The organism is Marinobacter changyiensis, assembly GCF_009193265.1.
Taxonomy (GTDB): domain Bacteria; phylum Pseudomonadota; class Gammaproteobacteria; order Pseudomonadales; family Oleiphilaceae; genus Marinobacter; species Marinobacter changyiensis.
Map to the genome: position 1 here is coordinate 68,801 of NZ_VZZZ01000005.1, position 22,892 is coordinate 91,692.

General features: G+C 56.8%; 25 protein-coding genes. 1 reads left to right on the top strand and 24 read right to left on the bottom strand.

Translation table 11 applies throughout. From position 1 onward, the window contains the following. Positions 1 to 10 precede the first annotated feature (10 nt). From flhB to F6Y09_RS13880, 23 genes are all read right to left on the bottom strand, one after another. Positions 11 to 1,147 (bottom strand): flagellar biosynthesis protein FlhB, encoded by a 1,137-nt coding sequence (gene flhB / locus F6Y09_RS13770; RefSeq protein ID WP_152207520.1) that lies wholly within the window; start codon positions 1,145 to 1,147, stop codon positions 11 to 13. Then, positions 1,147 to 1,929: a flagellar biosynthetic protein FliR gene (gene fliR, locus F6Y09_RS13775; RefSeq protein ID WP_152207521.1), complete on the bottom strand. Its 783-nt coding sequence runs from the start codon at positions 1,927 to 1,929 to the stop codon at positions 1,147 to 1,149. Before fliR ends, flhB begins: the two co-directional genes overlap by 1 nt. A 5-nt stretch (positions 1,930 to 1,934) precedes the next feature. Beyond that, on the bottom strand, positions 1,935 to 2,204 hold the full coding sequence (fliQ, locus tag F6Y09_RS13780) for a flagellar biosynthesis protein FliQ (protein ID WP_152207522.1): 270 nt from the start codon (positions 2,202 to 2,204) through the stop codon (positions 1,935 to 1,937). Positions 2,205 to 2,219: 15 nt separating this feature from the next. Further along, entirely contained in the window at positions 2,220 to 2,939 is a 720-nt protein-coding gene (fliP, locus tag F6Y09_RS13785; RefSeq protein WP_425481857.1) for a flagellar type III secretion system pore protein FliP, read from the bottom strand. Positions 2,940 to 2,980: 41 nt separating this feature from the next. After that, on the bottom strand, positions 2,981 to 3,427 hold the full coding sequence (gene fliO / locus F6Y09_RS13790) for a flagellar biosynthetic protein FliO (protein WP_246180541.1): 447 nt from the start codon (positions 3,425 to 3,427) through the stop codon (positions 2,981 to 2,983). A 62-nt stretch (positions 3,428 to 3,489) separates the two neighbouring features. Further along, positions 3,490 to 3,996 (bottom strand): flagellar motor switch protein FliN, encoded by a 507-nt coding sequence (gene fliN / locus F6Y09_RS13795; protein ID WP_152207523.1) that lies wholly within the window; start codon positions 3,994 to 3,996, stop codon positions 3,490 to 3,492. A gap of 6 nt (positions 3,997 to 4,002) precedes the next feature. Continuing rightward, the gene (gene fliM, locus F6Y09_RS13800) at positions 4,003 to 4,992 is read right to left on the bottom strand and encodes a flagellar motor switch protein FliM (RefSeq protein ID WP_152207524.1); all 990 of its coding nucleotides are present in this window, start codon (positions 4,990 to 4,992) and stop codon (positions 4,003 to 4,005) included. A 40-nt stretch (positions 4,993 to 5,032) separates the two neighbouring features. After that, on the bottom strand, positions 5,033 to 5,530 hold the full coding sequence (locus F6Y09_RS13805; RefSeq protein ID WP_152207525.1) for a flagellar basal body-associated FliL family protein: 498 nt from the start codon (positions 5,528 to 5,530) through the stop codon (positions 5,033 to 5,035). A gap of 185 nt (positions 5,531 to 5,715) precedes the next feature. Continuing rightward, positions 5,716 to 6,945 (bottom strand): flagellar hook-length control protein FliK, encoded by a 1,230-nt coding sequence (locus tag F6Y09_RS13810; protein WP_152207526.1) that lies wholly within the window; start codon positions 6,943 to 6,945, stop codon positions 5,716 to 5,718. A 78-nt stretch (positions 6,946 to 7,023) separates the two neighbouring features. Beyond that, positions 7,024 to 7,371, bottom strand: coding sequence for an Hpt domain-containing protein (locus tag F6Y09_RS13815; RefSeq protein WP_152207527.1), 348 nt, complete (start codon positions 7,369 to 7,371; stop codon positions 7,024 to 7,026). A gap of 34 nt (positions 7,372 to 7,405) precedes the next feature. Beyond that, positions 7,406 to 9,148, bottom strand: a complete 1,743-nt coding sequence (locus tag F6Y09_RS13820) for a SpoIIE family protein phosphatase (protein ID WP_152207528.1) — start codon at positions 9,146 to 9,148, stop codon at positions 7,406 to 7,408. 43 nt (positions 9,149 to 9,191) lie between these two features. Next, a complete protein-coding gene (locus tag F6Y09_RS13825) occupies positions 9,192 to 9,497 on the bottom strand; it encodes an STAS domain-containing protein (protein WP_152207529.1) in 306 nt (101 codons plus the stop codon). A gap of 180 nt (positions 9,498 to 9,677) precedes the next feature. After that, complete coding sequence (fliJ, locus tag F6Y09_RS13830; RefSeq protein WP_152207530.1) at positions 9,678 to 10,130, bottom strand: flagellar export protein FliJ; 453 nt, start codon at positions 10,128 to 10,130, stop codon at positions 9,678 to 9,680. After that, entirely contained in the window at positions 10,130 to 11,488 is a 1,359-nt protein-coding gene (gene fliI / locus F6Y09_RS13835; RefSeq protein ID WP_152207531.1) for a flagellar protein export ATPase FliI, read from the bottom strand. Before fliI ends, fliJ begins: the two co-directional genes overlap by 1 nt. Continuing rightward, complete coding sequence (locus F6Y09_RS13840; RefSeq protein ID WP_152207532.1) at positions 11,469 to 12,329, bottom strand: flagellar assembly protein FliH; 861 nt, start codon at positions 12,327 to 12,329, stop codon at positions 11,469 to 11,471. Before F6Y09_RS13840 ends, fliI begins: the two co-directional genes overlap by 20 nt. Continuing rightward, a complete protein-coding gene (fliG, locus tag F6Y09_RS13845; protein WP_152207533.1) occupies positions 12,329 to 13,375 on the bottom strand; it encodes a flagellar motor switch protein FliG in 1,047 nt (348 codons plus the stop codon). The genes F6Y09_RS13840 and fliG overlap by 1 nt, the downstream gene beginning before the upstream one ends. Continuing rightward, the gene (gene fliF, locus F6Y09_RS13850) at positions 13,368 to 15,068 is read right to left on the bottom strand and encodes a flagellar basal-body MS-ring/collar protein FliF (RefSeq protein WP_152207534.1); all 1,701 of its coding nucleotides are present in this window, start codon (positions 15,066 to 15,068) and stop codon (positions 13,368 to 13,370) included. The genes fliG and fliF overlap by 8 nt, the downstream gene beginning before the upstream one ends. Before the next feature lie 15 nt (positions 15,069 to 15,083). Further along, complete coding sequence (gene fliE / locus F6Y09_RS13855) at positions 15,084 to 15,452, bottom strand: flagellar hook-basal body complex protein FliE (RefSeq protein ID WP_152207535.1); 369 nt, start codon at positions 15,450 to 15,452, stop codon at positions 15,084 to 15,086. Positions 15,453 to 15,701: 249 nt separating this feature from the next. Then, on the bottom strand, positions 15,702 to 17,138 hold the full coding sequence (locus F6Y09_RS13860; protein ID WP_152207536.1) for a sigma-54-dependent transcriptional regulator: 1,437 nt from the start codon (positions 17,136 to 17,138) through the stop codon (positions 15,702 to 15,704). Beyond that, the gene (locus F6Y09_RS13865) at positions 17,110 to 18,444 is read right to left on the bottom strand and encodes a sensor histidine kinase (RefSeq protein ID WP_152207537.1); all 1,335 of its coding nucleotides are present in this window, start codon (positions 18,442 to 18,444) and stop codon (positions 17,110 to 17,112) included. Before F6Y09_RS13865 ends, F6Y09_RS13860 begins: the two co-directional genes overlap by 29 nt. 150 nt (positions 18,445 to 18,594) lie before the next feature. Next, positions 18,595 to 20,058: a sigma-54 dependent transcriptional regulator gene (locus F6Y09_RS13870; RefSeq protein ID WP_152207538.1), complete on the bottom strand. Its 1,464-nt coding sequence runs from the start codon at positions 20,056 to 20,058 to the stop codon at positions 18,595 to 18,597. A gap of 218 nt (positions 20,059 to 20,276) precedes the next feature. Next, positions 20,277 to 20,597 carry an SOS cell division inhibitor gene (locus F6Y09_RS13875; RefSeq protein WP_152207539.1) on the bottom strand — a complete coding sequence of 107 codons (321 nt, stop codon included), beginning with the start codon at positions 20,595 to 20,597 and terminating at the stop codon, positions 20,277 to 20,279. A gap of 94 nt (positions 20,598 to 20,691) precedes the next feature. After that, positions 20,692 to 20,967 carry a type 2 periplasmic-binding domain-containing protein gene (locus F6Y09_RS13880; RefSeq protein ID WP_152207540.1) on the bottom strand — a complete coding sequence of 92 codons (276 nt, stop codon included), beginning with the start codon at positions 20,965 to 20,967 and terminating at the stop codon, positions 20,692 to 20,694. 84 nt (positions 20,968 to 21,051) lie between these two features. Here F6Y09_RS13880 and F6Y09_RS13885 point away from each other — a divergent pair, with 84 nt between their 5' ends. After that, complete coding sequence (locus F6Y09_RS13885; RefSeq protein WP_218944172.1) at positions 21,052 to 21,375, top strand: hypothetical protein; 324 nt, start codon at positions 21,052 to 21,054, stop codon at positions 21,373 to 21,375. A gap of 106 nt (positions 21,376 to 21,481) precedes the next feature. On the opposite strand, the gene F6Y09_RS13890 is transcribed toward F6Y09_RS13885, so the two are convergent. Then, complete coding sequence (locus F6Y09_RS13890) at positions 21,482 to 22,840, bottom strand: DUF1329 domain-containing protein (protein WP_152207541.1); 1,359 nt, start codon at positions 22,838 to 22,840, stop codon at positions 21,482 to 21,484. Positions 22,841 to 22,892: the final 52 nt, after the last annotated feature.

A 22,892-nucleotide genomic window follows, 5' to 3' on the forward strand; every position in this document is an offset into this window, starting at 1 on the left:
AGACCGGACGCTAGGGATCGCGGCGCAGCTCAGTGGGTATCGGAAAGTCCGGCATGCCGGGCCTGGGCCCCTGGCCGCGCCGGAACCGCCGCAGCTGGAACAGATAGGCCAGTACCTGGGCGATGGCCATATACAGGCCGTCGGGGATCTCGCCCCCAATGTCAGTGTTGTGATACACCGCCCGGGTCAGCGGAGGCGTGCGAAGGATATCCACTTTGTGCTCCCTCGCAATCTCCATAATCTTGAACGCTATCTCATCGCCCCCCTTGGCTACCACGACCGGGGCGGCCATGGTTTTCTGGTCATACTTGAGAGCTACTGCGTAATGGGTCGGGTTGGTGATGACCACGTCTGCGCCCGGCACATCCTGCATCATCCGGCGCTGAGCCATTTCCCGTTGCAACTGACGAATACGGCTTTTTACCTCCGGTTTGCCTTCACTGTCCTTGAACTCGTCCTTGACCTCCTGCATGGTCATACGCAGCTTTTTCTGGTGATCGTAAATCTGAAAAGGCACATCGATGACCGCGATAACGATGGTCGCACAGGCCAGCAGAAAGAAACTCCAGCCCAGAGTCCAGAGCACATGCTCCATCGCCGGGATGGCCGGCTCTTCCGCAATACTGAGCAAATCTTCCGTGCGCAGATCGAGAATCAGGATGGCGATGATCATCACCAACGTGATTTTGGCAACAGCCTTGACGAGTTCAATGAGGGAGCGCGTCGAAAACATCCGTTTAAGACCTTTGAACGGATCCATCCGGTTCAGTTTTGGCGCGATCGCCTTGCCGCTGAACAGTATGCCGCCAATGCCGATGGGGCCGAGAATCGCCGCCACGAACAACAGGATCATCAGGGGCATCAGGGCTACAGCCGCTTCCCAGGCCGAATCCAGTAACAGCAGACTCATGGTGTTGGTATCGAACACCGTCTCGCGCTCCAGCGCGAAATTTTCCCGCATGATGTTCTCAAGGGAAGCCCCCAGACCGGCGCCGAACATCAGCAAACCCCCCGCCCCGGCCAGCAGCACTGACATGGTTGCGAGCTCTTTGGAACGTGCGGTCTGGCCGTCCTCGCGAGACTTTTCAATGCGTCGCGGGGTGGCCTCTTCTGTTTTTTCCTGACTGTTGTCGTTCTCTTCCGCCATCAGGGCACTCCCTGCAACTGGCGCATGAACTCGAAGGTCTCTTCGGCGTACTGCTGGAAATGTGGTAGAAAATTAGCCTGCAATACCCAGATGGAGAACAATCCAAACATCAGACCGATCGGAAAACCCAGGGCGAAGATATTCATCTGGGGTGCAGCCCGGGTCATCACCCCGAACGAAATATTGACGATCAACACTGCGGTAACCGCTGGCAACGCCAATAACATGGCCGACACGAACACCCAACTGATCCGGTGGGCAAGATCCCACACGCCTGCCTGACCAAGACCTTCCAGACCAATCGGCAGGGTTCGAAAGCTTTCCAGGAACACTTCAAACGCCACCAGATGGCCGTTCATGGCCAGATAGAGCAAGGTCACAGAAATGGTGTACAACTGGGAAAGCACCGGTACGTTGACGCCGTTCGCCGGGTCTACCATGGAAGCGAAGCCAAGCCCCATCTGCATGGCGATCATCTGGCCGGTCACCACAAAAAGCTGGAACAGCGCCGTCAGCGCGAACCCCAGGCCAACCCCTATCAGGATTTGCTGCAGGGTGATAATGACCGCATCCGCACTCAGGGCTTCCACCCGGGGCACCTCATCCAGCATGGGCACAATCAGTACGGTGATGAGCAAGGCCAGACCAAGCCGGATTCTGGCGGGGACTAACTGCGTACCGATGAACGGAATCACCATCATAAAACTGGCAATACGGAACAGCGGCCAGAGGTGCTGGCCTACCCATTGCCCGATCAGATCCGCGCTGATTTCATAGGGCATGGGTATCAGCCGATCAAATAAGGAATGTTGGAGATCAGGTTTCTGGCATGGTCAAGCAGCTTGGTGAGCATCCAGGGACCAGCAGCAATAATAACGATGAGCGTGACCATAAGCCGCGGCAGAAAACTCAGGGTTTGCTCGTTAATCTGGGTCGCAGCCTGAAACGTACTCACCACCAGCCCCACCACCAACCCCGGGCCGATGATAACCCCGGCCAGCAGGACAATCATCCAGAGCGCTTCGCGCATGATGTCGATAACGGTTTCCGGTGTCATGATCCAGAGTCCTCCCTAAATACCATAGCTGGCGGCCAGAGTGCCGATAATCAGGGCCCAGCCATCCACCAGGACAAACAGCATGATCTTGAACGGCAGCGAAATAATGATGGGAGACAGCATCATCATACCCATCGCCATCAGAACGCTGGCCACTACCATGTCAATGATCAGGAACGGAATAAACAGGATAAACCCGATCTGGAAGGCGGTTTTGAGCTCACTGGTGACAAACGCCGGCATCAGTATCCAGAAGGAGACATCTTCCGGAGTCTCGTACTGGGGCTCGTCCGCTATCCGCATGAACAGCGCAAGATCACTTTCGCGCGTCTGCCCCAGCATAAATTCGCGAAACGGTCGGCTGGCGAGATCAACGGCTTCCAGGGGCCCGATTTCCTCCTGAACATAAGGCTGCAACGCTACTTCGTTAACCTCTTCCAGCACCGGTTTCATAATGAAAATTGTCAGAAACAGCGTCAGACCAAGAAGAATCTGGTTAGAGGGCGTGGACTGCAAACCCAGCGCCTGACGCAGAATGGCGAACACCACGATGATACGGGTGAAGGATGTCATCATCATCATCATGGCTGGCAGGAAGGTGAGCGCGGTCATCAACGCCAGAATCTGCAGCGTGACCGAGTACTCCTCCACACCCTCGCCTTCCCCGGGCGTCATCTGGATTGCCGGTATACCGGGCAAATCCGCCAGCACCGAGGGTGCCAACACCAAGGCCAGAAAGCCAAGTAAAGCCACACCTCGATGGCCACCGCAACGCTTCACGAGCTGTCTCCGGGGGGCTCCGAGGGGGTTTTGGCCGACGCCCAGTGGCGCCCCATCAAGCCTTGCAACCGCTTGGCGAAATCGGTGTTACTGCCCTCGCCCGGCTTGACCACAAGCTCGTCGAACACGTGCAGAGTGCGGATAGAAGACGGCGTGATACCGACCAGTATCTGGGTGTCGCCAACCTCCACCAGAGCAATACGCTCACGGGTACCCAGGGCCATAACGGACACCACTTTCATGGCGTTGCTGTTCATCCCCGTCAGCCCGTTCATTCGGCGGACCAGCCAGGCACAACCCATAATCAGGGCAAGCACTGCCAGCAAGCCAAGACCGAGTGTGGCCATGGATATCAGCGTATCCGGCCCGCTGCCGGTGGCGGGTTTGGCCGCAGTCTGACCGGCGGATTCCTCAGCGCCAGCCAGGGTCGAACCCGTTAGCACCAGTACGCCAAAAAAAGCTTGTGACCGTTGCGCCCACCGAAAGGCCCCAAGGCCTGGACAGGTCACTTGGATAGCCGCTTGATGCGCTCACCCGGGCTCATCACATCGGTCAACCGGATGCCGAACTTTTCATTCACCATCACCACCTCACCATGGGCGATCAGGGTGCCATTCACCAGCACGTCCAGCGGTTCACCAGCCAGTCTGTCGAGTTCGATGACCGACCCCTGATTCAGCTGCAGCAGATTACGAATGGGAATCTGGGTATTACCGACTTCCATCGAAATGGTGACGGGAATATCGAGAATGACGTCAAGGTTCGGTGCCGGGCCGTCCCCGATCATATCCTCTATCGCGTCCTCAAATTCTTCCATGGGAGCGGGCTTGACCTGTTTCTTTTCGTCTTTGGCTGCGGGTTTTTCACCAGCCTCTTCCATGGCGGCAGCCCATTCGTCCCCCCGGTCTTCTTCACCGCTATCCCCGGACTCGTCCATGGCAGCTTCCCACTCGGCAGCAAGCTTTTCGTCTTCGCTCAACTCTTGCTCATCTTTCTTATCGTCGTCAGCCATAGCGTCCTACCTTACCTTCAGTTGTTTTTTCACGACGGGCTGCCTGGCCCGACCAGCAATCTTGAGTGCCAGTTTGCCGTCACGGGTGCCCAGGGTCGCTTTGTACACCGGTATGCCGTTGGCGGTGATGGTCAGGAAATCTGCCATTTCAACCGGAATAATATCCCCGGCCTTGAATTTGGCCACTTCGCGCAGGGAGACCCGTCTCCGGCACAGCATGGTGTTGATCGGCACGCTGACGTCTTTAATGTCTTCCTGAAGAGCATTCACCCAACGCTCATCCGTATCATCAATGTCACTCTGGACACCCGCATCCAGCACATCCCGTATCGGCTCGATCATGGAGTACGGCAGCGCCATATGCAGCTCGCCACCACCGCCATCAAGCTCGATATGGAACGTGCTGACCACCACCACTTCGCTGGGGCTGACAATGTTGGCCATAGCGGGATTCACCTCGGAACTGAGGTATTCAAAATCCACTTTCAATACCGCATGCCAGGCTTCCTTCATGTCACGGAAGACCTGATCGAGAACCATCTGAACGATGCGAGTTTCGGTCGGGGTAAATTCACGTCCCTCAATTTTGGCGTGCCGGCCCTCACCTCCGAAGAAATTATCGACCAGCTTGAACACCAGTTTGGCATCGAGAATAAACAGCCCGGCGCCCCGGAGGGGTCTTACTTTTACAAGATTGAGGCTGGTAGGCACGTACAGCGTGTGGATATATTCACCAAACTTCATGATCTGCACACCGCCGGTGGAGACGTCGGCATTGCGGCGCAACAAATTAAACAGGCTGATGCGGGTATAGCGGGCAAACCGTTCGTTGATCATCTCAAGAGTCGGCATCCGGCCGCGCACGATACGATCCTGACTTGCCAAGTCATAATCTTTTATACCGGAAGCATCAACATCGTCATAGGTGTCGATATCGCCATCGTCCACACCGTGTAGAAGCGCATCGATTTCATCCTGTGACAGTAAATCCTGCATACGTTTACCTGCCCATCAAGTCAGCCCGGGATCGGGTCATTTACTGCAAAACAAAATTCAGGAAAAGTACCTTCGCCACCGGTGGCGCACCCTCTTGTTCGAGTACCCCGTTAACCGACGCCAGCATGGCGTCAATCAGTTGGTTCCGGCCCTCAACGGTCTGCAAACCGGTAAAACTCTGACCACCAAGAACACTCAGAAGCCTGCTTCTCAGCAGTGGCAGGTGCTTTTTGGTCGCGACCAGCGGGGCCACATCCTGAGCCTCGAATGCCAGGTAAATCTGGGCATAACGGGTGCGATTTTCATCCTGTATGGTCGCTACCAACGGCTTCTCGATAACGTGATACTGGTTTGGAACGAATATCTCGACCGTTTCCACGTTATTGCCTTGAGGGGCGTCCGGATGGCCTTTGTTCAGAAACCAGAAAGTGCCGGCAATGGAGAGTCCGACCGCCAGGAGGACTACCAGCACCAGCAGGATAATGAGCTTGAGCTTGCCTTTTCCAGGCGCCTCCGCAGGAACGTCGTTTTCAGCCATAAGTCGCTTCTGTCAGAATTTTGTCAGCAGTGTCGCTGATTACCGGGGTTGATGCAAAGGGCGGGCCAGCTTGACAAGCTGCGCAGATTTGCAGATGTAAAGCAACAGATTGTCCTCGTGCGGAGACGTCGGCAAAATGGTGTTACAGAAAGCGGGTGCTTTAACCGTGGCAACAACAGCAGGAGTCAGGCATAGATGTCCAGCTCACCTTTCCAGCTCAGATCCAGGACACCCTGGGTGTCACCCGGTTCATTGTCATCCAGCAGGCTTACCACACCCTCACCGCTGACATCCTCAGATTGGTCGCCTGATTGTTGCTGGCCGGAGCGCGCTGAGGAATCTGACACGTCAAAACTTTCAAGTCCCAGCCCCTGGGCACCCAGCATGTCCCTGAGCCGGTGACTGTGCAGTTCCAGCTGATCCCGAACCGCAGAATTGGCGGTAAGGACCGTCACGGCCGCCTGTTCATTCTGGACCTGCACCCGGACTTCCATCGGCCCCATGCCAGGCGGTGTCAGATGTATTTCAGCCATCGACATATTCTGGGACGTCAGCCAGGCCAGCTTGCCCATCAGCTTGTCACCCCATTCGGCATGGCCGACAGGCAACTCGACACTGGTGGTGTAACTTCGTAACGGCATTGCGCCCTCCAGCGGCTTTTGGCCTGCCGCCGCAGTCAGCGACTGTCCGGCAAGATCCAGGGTGCCCTGGAAGCGGCTGGCCATCGCCGACCCCGGATCAGCGCTCTTGCCCGCGTCTGTCGATAGCTGACCGACCAGGCTTTCCATCAATCTTAACGTTGACTCTGCGGATGACTTACCCTGCCCCGATGGCGAATTGCCCTTGCCGCCCGTCATACCCTCGAACATGCCTGCCATCAGGGCCGAGGCTGACTGGACCTGGCCCGGCTGACCTGAAACCCTGCCCTGAGCGCTCATCAAGGGCGGGCTCTGGCTTTCGCTCACCAGAGCCTGCAAATCCGCAAAAGTGAAAACCACACCGGTATCTGTAGCCTGTGCTTCCAATGATGACGCCTCGAACCCCGCCGGCCGCGCACCCTCGGTAGCGGCCGTTTCGTCCTGCACGGGAGTCGTTGCCTCCGCGGCGGTTTCTTCCATGGGGGCGGGCCCGGTTGATGGGTCTGCCGGGGAAGTTTCCGCAGGCTCCGGATCAGCGGATCGGGCGGATTTATCGGCCTGGGCCTGATCGACCCGGCGGTCTTCGGCGCGCTGGTCCTGCCGTGCGCGGGTAGCTGCATGGGCGGTCTCACGGCGCTCCAGTCGTTGCTGCTCCTGGCGGGAAATCGATTCGTAATGACGGTTATCAGACGCCGCTCGATTTACCGAGGGGGACTTTTCCGCCGTCGCTCCCTGCATTTCAGGGGTCGGGCTGATGGGTAGTACCAATCCTGACATGGCAACCTCTTGCCGCTTTCTGGCTCAGATGTGTGTTTGATCTGAACAGAGCAAAACGGATGCCAAGGTGGCTGGCGTTCAATGCTGAAGGCTTCGTTCCAGCATGCGACTGATGGTCTCGAACTCCATCACTATGTTATCCAGTAAGGTGGCAGCGTCATCCAGCTGCTGCTCGTTACCGGCTTTCTCGGCCTCAATGCACAGTGCTCCCAATCTCGGCGCTCCAATATTGATAGAGCTGCCTTTGAAACTGTGGGCAGATTTTTTGAACGCGTCCGCGTCTGACTTCTGCAGAGCAGATCTGAGCGCCTCGATCCTGTCACGGGAATCTGCGATATAGGTTCGAATCAGCACGCCGAATTCATCTTCCATTACATCCTGCAGTTCAGCCAGTGCTTCCTCGTCGAGGTGTGGCTTGTCGTTCATAACAAATTCCCCTGTACTGATTGTAGGGACCGGCTCAATCCTGAGTCGAGGCTTCGGTAAAATCCCAATGATAAACCAGTTCAATATGATTGCCTTGCTCTTTGAACGTCAGCGAGCGGCTGAGCTGTTGCAGTAAAATCAGACCCCGGCCGGCATACCGAGCCTGGGGCTCGCCGCTCTCAAGCACCGACACCAGCCCTGCAAAATCAAAGCCTGAGCCGGAATCCTTGCACCGAATACGCAGTTCGCCACCTCGACGGGTGGTTTTGTGGTCCATAGTGAACCGGATGTAGTGCCCATCGATATCTGCCAGCCGACGCTCCCGCTCGGCATAGTAATGCCCGAAGCCTTTGGGCGAGTTCTTCCAACTTGACGGCAGCTCGAGGATGCCGTGCTCGAGTGCGTTGGTGTATAACTCTGACAGCAGAGTGTACACCTCACCACTGCGACGTCGAAGCCCGGGCACTTCCATACAAATATGCAACAATAACGGCAACGGGTTGAAGTGGCTCAACGTCTGATTGCTGATTTCGTAAACACAAGACCACTGTGCCGGCCCCTGCAGGGCTGACTGGGGAATGCGGTTTGGCAGGTCTGCCAACTCTTCCTCGTCAACCATCTCAAGGGTAACGACGGTGAGATCATCCTGAATCACCTGAGCCCCGGTAAAACCTTGCACCCCCCTCATCACCGCGTCAAAGGCAGTCAGCGAATCACCCACTTCATCAAGTCGCGCCAGCAGCCGGTCTTCTCCGAACATTTCTCCTTCCGCGTTTTCGGCCTCCAGAATACCGTCCGTGGCGACCAGCAAGGTATCACCCGGCTCGGCACGGAAGTGCTCAACACTGGCGGCAAACCGCTCCGGCGACAGCACACCGAGGGGCAAGTGATTGGATGCCAACACCACACGCTCGCCATTGCGTCGGATCAGATAGCCGTCCGGCAGACCACCATTCCACACTCGCAGGCAGTGCAGGTGAAAATCCGCTTCGATAAACGCGGCACAGCAGAACATACCCGTAGGCAAGATGCGTTTCAGTTTCTGGTTGATCTCCCTCAGTACATCACCGCAACCAAAGCCTTTGCTGGTCATACCGTAGAATATTTCGGCGACCGGCATGGCACCGATGGCGGCGGGCAGACCGTGGCCGGTGAAATCACCGATCAGAATATGCATACCACCGGAGGGCCGCGGACACGCAAACAGGATATCTCCATTGAAAATGGACATTGGCGAGGCGTGGAAGCGGATATTCGAGGCATCCAGACAGCCGGTGTGGGCCACATTGTCAAACACCCGCTTGGCCACTTGTTGCTCGCCCAGGAGTTGATGATTATGGGCGTGGATAAGATCCCGCTGATGGCTGAGAGTTCGATGCATCAACCGCATGCGGTTAAAGGCGTTGATCTTTGCCTCAATAATGATGCGGTTAAAGGGTTTGGAGAGAAAATCATCGCCACCGGCCTCGAGGCAGCGCGCCAACGCATCGGCATCCGACAATGAGGTCAGAAAGATGATCGGGACCAGAAGCTCCCCGGCTAACCCTTTGATAATCTGTGCGGCTTCCATGCCGTCCATCCGGGGCATCATAACGTCGAGAAGTACGATCTGAGGGTGAAAATTCCGGAATTCCCGGACGGCCTCAACGCCGTCCGAGACCCCCCGCACTTCGTGGCCCTGGCGCCGCACCATGGTTTGCAGAATCAACCGGTCACTGTCGCTGTCGTCAGCAATCAGAATTCTGAGCGGGCCGGTTACGGGGAGAGGTTCGTCCATAAAAAATCTCCCAATGAGGCATTATGAAAAGCCGTGCGAACGACTAGCGGATGGCAAACAACTGTTCAAAATTGGAAATTGTCAGTATCCGCCTGACGTCATTGTTGCAGTTCTCTATACGGATGCGAGCCGCGTCACCACCGGCGTAATCCCGCAATAGCAGCAGCATGCCGAGCGCAGAGCTGTCGAGGTAGGTGGTGTCACACATATCAATCACGTAATGGCTGACTTCCTGATCACCATTCTCATAGGCATCCCGGAACGCCTGGTGGGTACTGAAATCAAAACGGCCTTCAATCTTTATGGTCAGGGTACGGCCATCTTCGTGTAGCTTTGTCTGGATCGCCATCCGGCATCCTCCATAGTTCTGTGAGCAGGTGTCTGCAAGGCGGGATTTCGTTTCAGACAGTGATTACCATTCATTTCACGCCGTGATGGTCTTCCACTTCATATATCATTTCACGCGGTGATTACTAGGAGAATAGCTGAGCACACACAATTTGCATCGGGATTTTCATGAAGCTTTGGCCTATGTTGGTTTCAGATGACGCCTTGCATGGGCACGACCGGCCGTTTCATCCTGCTGCTTCTGGTCCCGCGAATCGGCGGCCCGCTGCTCCTGGGCCCGGCAGGCGTCGATATGCCGCGACATGCCCTGCCGGCGCTCATAAGCCCCGCGCCAGTCCTCGCGGCGCTTATCAAGCACTTCCATCGCACGGGCGACCTGCCCTTCCTGCTGCTGGATGACCTGGTCAAGCTGAGCGATAAAGGCCTGCCACCCCTGCAGCCGGCTGACGGAAATCACACCCTGCTGACTGTTCCGCATTTGGGCACGATAGTCTACCTGGTACTGACTCAACTCATCCAGGCGCTGTTGATGCTGCTCAACCTGCTGCCGGGCACGGGTCATGTGTTCGAGCGCATCGCTTTCCCGGCGTTGTTCCAGTGCCAGCACCACTTCGAGTCTTTTGGATCTCAGCATTATTCAGTCTTTCCGCCCCGGGCCGGTTTGAGCTCTGGCACGACCGCCGCCAACTGCTCCACGCTGGTGGACAGCGGAGCGCTTTCTTTGAGGTTCTGGCGCAGAAAGGCCCGCATATCATCGATATGGTCAATCGCGTAATCCGTCTCCGGGTCCGACCCCTTCACATAGGCCCCGACACTGATCAGGTCCCGGGCCTGCTGATAGCGGGCATATACCTGCTTGAAACGCTGGGCACGAGCGAAATGCGCCGGGTCCGTTACCTGCGGCATCACACGGCTCACAGAGGCTTCCACGTCAATGGCGGGGTAATGGCCTTCTTCCGCCAGACGACGGGACAATACGATGTGACCATCGAGAATCGCCCGGGCTGCATCGGCAATAGGGTCCTGCTGGTCATCGCCTTCCGTCAATACCGTATAAAAAGCGGTGATTGAGCCGCCGCCCGGCTTACCGTTACCGGTGCGCTCGACCAACTGGGGCAATTTGGCAAACACCGAAGGTGGATAGCCTTTGGTGGCGGGAGGCTCCCCCACCGCCAGCGCGATTTCACGCTGAGCCTGGGCATACCGGGTGAGCGAGTCCATCAATAGCAGTACGCGCTTGCCCTGGTCACGGAAGTATTCAGCAATCCGGGTCGTCAGCATAGCGGCACGAAGGCGCATCAACGGAGAATCGTCTGCAGGTGAGGCCACCACTACAGAACGGGAGAGGCCTTCTTCACCGAGAATATCTTCGATGAATTCCTTGACCTCCCGGCCTCGCTCACCGATCAGGCCGACCACGGTGACGTCGGCATCGGTGAACCGCGTCATCATACCCAGCAACACACTTTTGCCCACACCACTGCCGGCAAAAAGCCCCAAGCGCTGACCCTGGCCAACGGTCATCAGAGCGTTGATTGCGCGAATACCAACATCCATGGACTGTCGCACCGGCGCCCGGTGCAGCGGGTTAATAATCGTCCCGGCCAGCGCTACCTGAGCTTCCGCCCGAAGGGGGCCGTGACCATCCAGAGGATCACCCGTGCCATTGATCACCCGACCCAACAATTCAGGGCCCACGGGCACCCGGCTGGCGACCGACATCGGCACCACGAGAGCCCCGGGACGCAAGCCTTCGATGGCGGTCAGGGGCATCAGGTAAACACGTTCATCCTCGAAACCGACAACTTCGGCTTCCACCGTACCACCGGCCTGCCCCTGGATCAGGCAGCGATCCCCGACCACCATCGGGCAGCCAACACATTCAAGGGTGAGACCTACCATTCGGGTAAGGCGGCCGGACAGCTCAGGCTCCAGTTCGGGGGGAAAATAATCGGTCAGGCGTTGCAGGCGATCAGCCAGGGGACTGCTCATTTTCCTCCTCCTGACCCGATGGCTCTTGTTCTGGTTTGGGTTCCGAAAGAACGTCCCGGTGGAAATCGGTCAGGTCGCCCATCATGGCATCGAGCTCGACGCTGTCACCGGGCTGATCGCTCGAGAGCTGTTGATCGAGCATACCCTGAACGGCTTTCTGGAACCGTTTCTCGACTGTGAAGTCCACCAGGCTGTGCCGGGTTTCGACCTTACAGCCCCCTGGCAGAATAGTGTCGTCGTCAATAATGGACGTTTCGGCCTCAAAACGGTCAGCAACTTCCCGCACCCACTCGCTGTCTTTCGGGTTTACGCGCACTTTGACGTTTTCCCGTGTGGACGGCAGGCTGGCGATCGCCTGGCGAACAACGTTCCCGATATGGCAAGAATCCAGTGACAACTCCCTGAAAATAACAGCACGGGCCAGTACCGTGGTCAGATTGACCAGGGCGGTTTCCAATTCATCTTCATGACGCTGAATAGGATCGAGCAGCTCCGCCATTACGCACTCAAGCCTGGCCAGTTTGGCATTTACCTCTGAACGGGTCGTTTCCAGAGCCGCTTTATGGCCCTCGGCCTGGCCCGCTTCCAGGCCGTCTTTCCGGCCCAGGACGAGACCCTCGGCGTGGCCCTCCTTGACGCCTTGCGCCCGCCCATCGGCGTGGCCATCGTCCCAGCCAGCCTGCCGAATGGCCTCTATGTCGCCGGCGGTCAGCGGTTTGACGTCGCGCTCTTCTTCACGGCCTACTTCGTTGCCCTGCTGATCCAACAGCGGAAGTTCCCATTTTTCATAGGCGGTGAGATCTTCCTTGGGAATACGGTCCAGGCGGCTGCGGTCTTTCATCACATCATTTCTTCGCCGGCACCACCGAGGGTAATTTCACCCGCTTCGGCCATGCGACGGGCTATGGTGATGATGTCCTTCTGGGCGCTTTCCACTTCGCTGACACGCACCGGGCCTTTGGCTTCCAGGTCATCCTGCAGCAACTCACCGGCACGCTTGGACATGTTCTTGAATATCTTGTCTTTAACCCCATCGTCAGAGCCCTTCAGTGCAATCACCAGCACATCCGAAGACACTTCCCGCAACAACGCCTGGATACCCCGGTCTTCGATGTCCTTGAGGTTGTCAAAGACAAACATCAGGTCTTCGATGGTGGTGGCCAGGTCCGGGTCCATATCCTTGATGGAATCCATCAGGCTGCCCTCAATACTGCGATCCATAAAGTTCATGATATCGGCGGCACGCTTGATACCGCCGATGCGACTGGTTTTTGCAGCCGAACCGCCCGAGAACTGCTTCTCCAGAATGTCGTTGAGCTCCTGCAGGGCCTGAGGCTGGATGCTCTCCAGGGAGGCCACCCGCATCATGACGTCCAGACGCACTTTTTCATCGAGAGTGCGAAGTATCTCGGCGGACTGGTCAGGATCAAGATAGGAAATCACGATGGCCTGAATCTGCGGGTGCTCGTAACGGATAATATCGCCCACCGCACGGGGCTCCATCCATTTCAGGGTATCCAGCCCGGTGGTATTACCGCCGATCAGGATGCGGTCAATCAGGCTGGCGGCTTTGTCGTCGCCTAACGCCTGGGTCAGCATCGCCCGGATGTAATCATCGTTGCCCACCCCGAGACCGGTCTGGCCACCGACAGCATCAACAAACTGGTCCATCACGAAAGTAACGTCGTCTTTACTGACGTCCTTCATCTGGGCCATGGCAACACCCACACGCTGAACTTCCTTCGGGCCCATGTGCTTCAGTATCTGGGCCGCATCGGATTCACCCAGGGACATCAGAAGGATGGCCGCCTGCTCGACCCGGGGAATCTTGCGCTGAACTTTTCTGGGCGCTTCAGCCTGCTGTTGCGGCCGGTTTTCGTCACTCATCGACATTCACCCATTGGCGCATCACCTGTGCAACCCGGCCAGGGTCTTCAGCGATAAGGCCTTTCAATGCATTCAGGTGCCTATCATAGCCGTCGGAGGCACCGGGCAAAAGCAGATCATCGCTACCACCCATGGCACTCTTCATGGCGTCGGCTCCGCCCAGATCCTCCAGCCCGTCGTAGTCACTGCTCTCCAGAGCCTCGTCACGATCGCGGCGAGCGCCACCGGACAAGCTCTTCAGCGTGGGCCGCAACAAACCCAGCACCAACACCAGAATCACCAGCCCGGCCAGCACCTGCTTCATCAGATCCCAGAACCAGGGCTGCTCCCAGAAGCCCTGCTCCTGATATTCAATGGCTTCCGGCACGGCAAAGGGCGTATTCATCACGGTGACACTGTCACCGCGAGCTGCAGAGTAGCCCACGGCATCCCGTATCAGCAGGGTCATCCGTTGCAACGCTTGCTCTGTCCAGGGTTCGTAAGTTACTTCACCGGTAGCAGCATTGACCGTTTTACGGTCGTCAACGGCTACCGCCACGGTAAGGCGCTGGACACGGCCCTGCTCCTGCCGGACATAGCTCACGGTACGGTCCATTTCGTAGTTGCGGGTGGATTCCCGGCGCACGTTGACGGGCGGCGCGGCAACAGGCTCACCATTGTCACCATTGGCTTGTTCCGGAACCACCGGATCAGCGGGCGGCTGGTTGGATAACGCGCCCGGTATGCCACCTGCTGCACCCGTCGTTCTCTGGTCGGTCATTTCCCGCTCGCTTCGAACTGCCTGCTGGTCGGGATTAAACAGCTCCTCGGCCTGCTCCACGGAGGAGAAATCCAGGTCCGCGGTCACTTCGGCCCGAAAGCGGCCGTCGCCGATGATAGGGTCAATCATCGAGACGATACGCTGGGTCAGCCGCTGCTCAACCCGGGTAAGGTAGTCCTGTTGATCCTGCATCTGCTGACGACCACTGTCCTCTTCCTGGCCCGTCAACAGGTTGCCGGTCTGGTCTACGATGGTGACGTTACTTTTTTGCATCTCCGGAATACTACCAGCGACCAGATTCATGATCGCGGCGATCTGTTCCTGCTCCAGTCTGCGGCCGGCGTAAACCTCAAGAAATACCGATGCCGTCGGCGTGCGGGCATCGCGAACAAACACAGAACGCTTTGGTATGGCGAGGTGGACACGGCTGGCCTTGACGTTGCGCATGCTGCTGATGGTTCGCGCCAACTCGCCCTCAAGTCCGCGCCGGTAGCTGATGGTTTCCATGAACTGGGAGGTTCCCAGCCCGCGATCCTGATCCAGCAGCTCGTAGCCGATGGTCTTGGTGTCGGTCACACCCTGAGCAGCGAGGGCAAGCCGGGCGTCGTAAACATTCTCCGAGGGCACCATTAAGGCGCCAGACTTTGGATCCATGCGGTACTGGATGCCGCTTTGATCGAGAATGGCTGTAACTTCCTGGGGATTGTAGCTCGACAGGTCTCCGACCACCGGCTGGTAGTTCGGTTCCTGGGCCCAAAGCACCACCGCAAAGCCCAACGCAACACTCGCCGCCAGACCGACCATCAGGCCGATCTGGCGCAGCAAAGTCAGCCGGTTGAAACCGAATACCAGATCATTCCGGCCATCGAGCCCGTCAGGCTCTTCCGTTGCCGGCATGGTATTGCGATTGGTTTGTGCAGGTACACTGGCCATGGTTTAGCTCCGCTATCAAACCGGCATGTTCATAATGTCTTCATAGGCCCTGACAACCCGATTGCGAACCTGGGTCAACGCTTCGAAGGAAACTGATGCTTTCTGGGAGGCGATCATGACACGAGTAATGTCCATGTCAGGATCTCCCAGTTCGTAGGCTGTTCTCATGTCACCTGCCGTTTGCTGCAATTCGTTGACCTGGCCGACCGCCTGTTTCAGCACGTTACTGAAGCCGGAGGTCTCGTTGCTTTGTTCAACCCGTGCAGGCCCATCCATCCGGCCGCGGATGGAGTTATCCTGTGCGACCTGTTGGCTTTGCTGCATCTGGGAGCGCAGAGAGCGTATGTCTGACAGAACACTGTTGATGTCGGCGCGTTCAACCATGGCTAACCCCCTTGGCACACCAGCTGGCTTGGCAGGTGCAGTTTTGTATGTTCCTGACTCAAAGCAATTTCCCGGCCACCTTAATTTATCTTAGCTATTACAGCAGGTTAGGCTTATCTTTGATTCACTGATGGAGGCCTGCGCCGAAGTATTGACGCCACCGCCACGCCAATAAAAACGGCGCCAGAGGGCGCCGCATGAAAGCATCAACACAGGTCCGACAACAGAGCCTGAAAGAAATCGAGAAACTCAGGCCAGGGCCAGCTCGGCATCCAGATCAATACCGGCATCCCGCATCTGGGCCAGCTTGTAACGCAGGGTTCTCGGGCTGATACCCAATTTTTCCGCCGCCCGGTTACGGCGGCCCCGCTCGTGGCGGAGCGTATTGATGATAATCCGGAATTCCCGCTGTCTCAGGTCGTTGCCAAGTGAGGAAGCATCCTCGTCTGCCAAACTCACAGGCAGTTCAGTTTCGGTTTCGATATCCTCCTGCTCAGCAATGCCATTGTGGGGAGTCACCGGCTGAAAGCCTGCAGGTTCTGTAACCAGGCCGGACAAACCCGTGTTCAGACACATATCCGCCGCTTCGATCACGTTGCCCTGGTGCAACACCAAAGCCCGCTGGATTGCGTTGTCAAGTTCCCGCACATTGCCGGGCCAGGCGTGGGCCATCAATGCCTGGCGGGCATCAGGGCCAAAGGTAATGCCGGTCAACTTCATTTTCTGGCAATGCTGCTTCAACAACGTTTTGGCCAGGGGCAGAATATCCAGCGGACGCTCCCTCAAGGGTCGCCATTGCATGGGGAAAACATTGAGACGGTAGTACAGGTCCTCCCGGAATTTGCCTTCACGCACATAGTCGGCCAGATCCCGGTTGGTCGTCGCCAGCACCCGCACATCCAGCTTGATGACCTTGCGCCCGCCGACCCGTTCCACCTCCCGCTCCTGCAGAACCCGCAGTAACTTTGACTGCAGGCTCAGGTCCATTTCGGAGATTTCATCCAGCAGCAAAGTGCCACCATTAGCCTGCTCGAACTTACCCGGCGATGAGGCGTGAGCGCCCGTAAAAGCACCCTTTTCGTGGCCGAACAGTATGGCTTCCAGCATGTTTTCGGGGATCGCGGCACAGTTGATTGCCACGAAAGGCTGGTCCGCACGGCTCGACTGCTGATGGATAAAACGTGCCAGCACTTCCTTGCCGGTGCCGCTTTCGCCCGAGATCATCACGGTGGAATCACTGGTTGCCACTTTTTTGGCGAGCTGGAACAGTCGCTTGCTGATGGGGTCTTCCGCGACTGGCTCGTCGGCACGACTCTGACGGGCGCCGCCAACTACCTTATTTACCGCGTCAACCAGAACCTGGGGCTCAAACGGCTTGACCAGATAATCGATAGCGCCGGACTGCATGGCTGAAACCGCGTGGCTGATCTGACCGTAAGCGGTGATCAGCATCATCGGTAGTCCCGGATAATGCCGCTGCACTTCTGCCAACAATTCGTGGCCGGACATTCCCGGCATGTTGACGTCGCTGACAATCATGTCCACGGTTTCTTCCGCCAGCCGCACCATCGCCTGCTCGGCAGAATCCGCCTCCCGGACCCGGAATTTTGCCAGCTCCAGTGTGGTTACCAACGCTTCCCGCAGGTCACGGTCGTCTTCAACAATGAGAATCTGAGCCCTGGCCATAAAATGCCTCCGCTGACTGACTGATCGGATCTGAATGAATCCGGCGACCACCCGCCAATGGCAACCGGATGGTTGCCCGGGCACCACCGGATAACGGCGACTCCATCAAGAACTCGCCGTTATGGGCTTTGACCACCGCCTGAACCACGGCAAGACCGAGCCCGGTACCGTGGGATTTGGTGGTAAAAAAAGCCTCTACAAGCTGGCTGGCCTGGTCAGCGCTGAAGCCGGGGCCATTGTCTTCCACCCGAATTTCGAGAGACTGATCCAGTATTCCAATGGATAACTGAATATCGTTTGCCCCTGCCTCTATCGCATTGTTCACCAGGTTCATGCAGGCACCGACCAGGGCATCGCGATTACACATCAGGGAAACCGCCGACTCCGGCTCGGACAGGGCTATGTGTACGTTGTCCTGACTGCCGAGCCCTTCCGTTGCCGCTTTCAGGCCACGGATCAGCGCATCGGAGGACAACTCTTCCGCCAGCCGGGTTTCGCCACGGGCAAATATCAGCATGTCGCGCACCTGTTGTTCCAGATGGGTCAACCGGGACATCAGCTTGGTGGCGCAGCGTTCACGCAGTTCCGGCTCAAGATCGGGTTGGCAAAGATGACCGCCGTAAAGAATGGCTGCGGACAAGGGTGTACGAATCTGATGAGCGAGGGACGCCACCATCTTGCCCATGGCCGACAGACGCTGGGCATGGGCAAGCTGGGACTGAAGCCGACGGGTGTCGGTCAGGTCCGTGAGCAGAATCAGCTGACCGGGCTCGTTCTCCATGGAACGAATTTCGATGCTGACGCGGCGACCGTCTTTCAGGGAGACTTCATGACCGTCGTCCCGGCGCGGGGCGAAACAACGCTGGATCACGCTGACCCAGCGCTCGCCGTCCAACGGTTCACCCAACAGGTTGACCGCCGCAGGATTACACTGGCTGACCACCCCCTGACTATCCAGCACCACCACACCGGCAGGCATGATGGACAATAAGGTGGTCAGCCGGTCTGCCAGACGTTCTTTTTCTTCCAGTTCATGCTGTCGCTGTCGGGTTTCTGCGGTCAGCTCGCCGGACAACTGGTTAACCCTGGACTCAAGGGTGCGATAAGAATCGGTGATCTGACGGGACATCTGATTGAACAGTTCCAGCGCCGTACCGACGGTCTCGCCGTTGTCCTGATGCGGAAACAGGGCCGTGACCTTGTCGTTCACGTCCGCTGCAGCGTTGCAGTCTGCGGCGCCGGCATATTCGACGGTTTGCCCCGGCTTTCGCAATGGCGCTGCCGCCAGAAACTGTAATTGGTTCATCGTGCCCCCCCTGAGGTACTGCGGCAGTATGCCGTCGCGTTCAGATTCATTTAGGGGTAACTATGCCAAAGCTGTGCCAGGAAGGTTTTTTTGTTTTATATCAGCTAGTAAACAGAATCAAAAACCGCCAGGTGACGGTTTTCTGTCGGATCAGGCATCTTCCGATTCATCTTCCCGCAGACCGTACTTGCGGACTTTTTCCACCAACGTTGTGCGCCGGATACGAAGCTTCTCGGCTGCGCGCGCAACGACTCCGCCTGCTTCATCCAGTGCCTGTTGAATCAGCTGTTTTTCCAGATTGCCCAAATAATCCTTCAAGTCGATACCGTTTACCGGCAGCAGGGCCGGGGCATCCAGACCAATCAGGCCCGGTGCCATCGACGGCATACCGATATCGTCGACCGGGCGGTTCTCATCGATGTCATCCACATAACGGAACTTCTTGGGCAACTCCTGAACACCAACAACACCGTAGGGGTGCATGATGGCCAAGCGTTCAACAAGGTTGGCCAGCTCCCTTACGTTTCCGGGCCAGTCGTGGCGACAGAGATTCATGATGCAGGCTGAGTTCATTCGAATGGAGCCGCGCTTTTCTTTTTCCATCCGCGAAATCAGTTCATTGATCAATAGCGGAATATCCTCAACCCGCTCCCGCAGAGCGGGCATTTCGATCGGAAAAACGTTAAGACGGTAGTACAGGTCCTCCCGGAACTCGCCACTGACGATCATTTCTTCAAGATGCTTGTGGGTGGCTGCGATCACCCGCACATCTGCCGTCTGGGTGCGGTTACTTCCCACTCGTTCGTACGTTTTCTCCTGCAGCACCCGGAGAATCTTGACCTGCATATTGAGCGGCATATCGCCAATTTCGTCCAGAAACAGGGTGCCGCCTTCAGCGAGCTCAAAACGACCGACCCGGGCAGTAATCGCACCCGTGAAGGCACCCTTCTCATGACCGAAAAGCTCACTCTCCAACAGTTCCGCGGGTATCGCGCCGCAGTTTACCGGCACAAACGGTCGGCCCCGTCGTGCTGAGTGATAGTGAAGGTTACGGGCGACAACTTCTTTGCCGGTACCGGATTCCCCGGTAATCATGACGCTGACGTCCTTGTCCGCCACCTGCTCCATCAACTGCCGAACGTGCTGGACGCTGCGGCTGGTGCCGACGAGGCTTCGGAATAGCTGCACTCCTCGTTGCTGCCCCCGCTGCTGCCCCTGATCCCGGGAGCGCGCGTACTGATCACGAAAAACCTGGGCGCGATAGAGTGAATCGATAAACTTGGTGTAGTTGAAAGGCCAGTCCAGACGGGCAATAACCCGCTCAACGTCTTCTTCGGACAGGCCTTTCAGATTGGGATCGCCAATCAGCAGGATTGGCAATCCTTTTTCGGCGGCACACACTGACGCAATCCGCTCGCGAACGTCTGTATCCTGACCGTCAAGTATAGCCACCTGCAACGACGCCATCTGCTCCTTGTCCGCGTCCCGTATCATCGCTTCGGCGGCATCACCGGAAAATACGCCCTCTTCCCCAATAAATTCCAGAATAGTTTCGATGTCCCGAGCCCGCACTGCATCTCGGCTCAGGACAAGCACTTGGTTGTTATTCAGCATTCTTCTGGATCTCTTTAGTCTGGATGGAGCTACGGAAAATAAAAGCTCTCGGAAGTCAGATCTTACGCCACACAGCCGTTACCCAAAGTTCATGAAACGGGCCAGTGCGGTATTTAAGACGCTATGGCGATGAGAGTCAATTTAATGACACATATTTACGACAAATTGCAAAAGATGGACAAAATCGCGGAAAACTGTCTGATTTAAATTACTTTTTGTTATTCGCCACCACGAACCGATACGTCCTGATAACTCCGCGCAGCTTTACGGCTGCTGGCGACTTCTTTCAGGGACTGCAGGATATTTGCCTTTGCCTTCCTGGCACCCGCTTCGCCTTCGTCGCATAACCCACGCAACTCTTCCAGGCGCTCCTGGACCAGAGTGGGACTGACCCCACCCGCCTCAAGCTCATCCATCACTGATTCCAGTTGTGGCCGGACACTGTCATTGAGACTCGCAAGCGCCGTCCAATTTTCAGTGACAACAGCGTGGCGAAGGCCATCAATAAGCGTATCCAGCTGTTCAAGTGCCTGCGTCATAAGCCTCTGCCTGTTTCGGACATTCTGTGATGTTGCTCAGCAAACCCAGCGGCTCCATCAGAGTTCGGCGGGGTTTATCAATAGTATAGCGGCTTTAGTCCTGCGCCTGTATTTCCCGTATGCCGTTGAGTGTCCTGAACGAGATTTCCCGCAAGGTGGCGAGAAATGCCCGCACGTGCGGCGCTGAATAGTTATCATGACGCACAGCCGCATACAGGTTTGACCAGACCCCGCCTGCCCCAAGTGGACGGGCTGCCAGCAAACCGGATTCGGTATACTCCCGCAGCGCCAAAAGAATTTCAAAACAGAAAAGTGGCTCATAAACCAAACCGGCAATCGGTTGCGGGTCCGAAGTGACGACCAGGTCCAACTCTCCCCAAGCCAGCGCAGGCAGAGCATCCAGATGCCAGAAAACTGGGGCTTGATGTATTGGTCCATGGTGAACCCGATCGTAATGATATGGTGGAGTACTTGCGGATTCGCTCGCCGGCTTCACTACATCCCGGAACGGCTGGGGCCAGAATTATGGTACCCGCTGGTCAAACGACCCATCATTTACGGCGACGTCTATCAGGAAAAGCCAATAACGCTGCACTGGGCGAAATATGCTCAAAGTCTCAGCTTAAGGCCGGTAAAGGGCATGCTTACAGGTTCCACGACCATGATCGCTTGGGCGTCTGTCAGGGAAGATCTCGCCACTCCGGTCATGGCTGACCAGATTGCGTTGGCGCTGCGGGATGAAATCGCGCCTCAGAACCGGCGACAGCCGAGTAACTGACTCTGACACCGCTGGTTCTTGAGGGCCTGAAGCTGAAAAGCCCCGGTCATAAACGACTCGGGACTTTTTTCCACAAGTCATACCATGCACGTCGGCTACCTGCGGTTCAGCTACCTGCATCCCGGCGTACCGACGATGCCGTGAACTCACCCGAGCGGAAGCCGGGGTTGAAATCGTAAGGTCCCTGGCCGTCATCCAATCCGTCAATGAAGTAGCGCTCTGCTTTAAGGTCATAAGTGACTTCAATGGTTGTCCAGAACACCGGCTCCGTATAATAGGAAATATTGTGGGCTTCGGATACGCGCCACAGCTTTCCCTCATTATCATATTCTTCGGTTGCCACTATCTGCCAGCTGTCTTCATCCATGTAGAAAACCCGCTTGCCATAGATATGCCTCAGCCCGGTTCGCAACGTCGCCTCGACAACCCATACCCGGTGCAATTCGTAACGGGTTAACTCCGGATTAATATGCCGGGGCTTAACGATTTTCTCACCCGTGGCTTCAGGCTGGTGCAATTTGTAGGCATTGTAAGGGACATAGATTTCTTTTTTACCTTTGAGCTCCCATTCATACTGATTGGGAGCTCCGTTGTAGAGATCTTTCTGATCGACTGAACGCATGGAAGAACTGTTTGGAAGATCTGTCTCGTAGGCCAGATTCGGTGAACGCCGCAACCGACGAGAGCCGGACTCGTACCGCCAGGCCAGCCGTGGAGAGCGAACCTGATCCAGCGTCTCGTGAACCAGGTTGATGGTGCCGGCAAGAATCGAGGGCGCCATGATCCGTGTTTTCAGATAGAAAATCTTGTTATCAATGTCCGCCAACTCGGTATCCGGTTCGCTGTACGCAAAATAGTAACCGTACTCGGTCAGAATCGGGTTAAAGGATCCCTCACGGGTAGGCGTGGCAAAGGCAGAGCGAAAAGACACTTGTTCACCGCGGTAGCGCAAGATGTGGTTCCAAACTGCCTCAAGCCCGTTCCGGGGAATCGGGAATGGACTGGTCATAATCGTTTTGGTTACGCCATTGCCATTCTCGAGAAGCTCGGCATTCACCGCATTGGCGCGGGACTTCTCATAAACGGCCTCTGGGAACGCAGCAGTTCTGCGAGTCTGATACACCGGCATCACAAGGTCCGGACCATATTGCCGCAACATCGCCAGATGCCCGTCGGTCAGCTTATCGCGGTATAACCCCAGGTTTGCCTGGTTTATGAAAAACAGCGGCTTGTCATCAGAAAACGGATTGGTTTCAATTTTGCCGCGCTGCCAGCCCGCCGGCGGCGTCGATAACCCGCCTGTCCACGCCGGTATGGTGCCGGCGTCGTTACCGGCCCGGGTCGCACCAATCGGAGTCAAGTCTGAACCGAGCCTTGCGGCCTCAGTCACACTAACCTTGGCCAGCGCCACACCACCGAGCATTAACGACAACGTCGCCATAGCTGCAAAAAAGCAAATGCGCATTACATCTTCCTCCTTGTGGCACCAACTTAACCATTATCCGGCGATCTGCTTC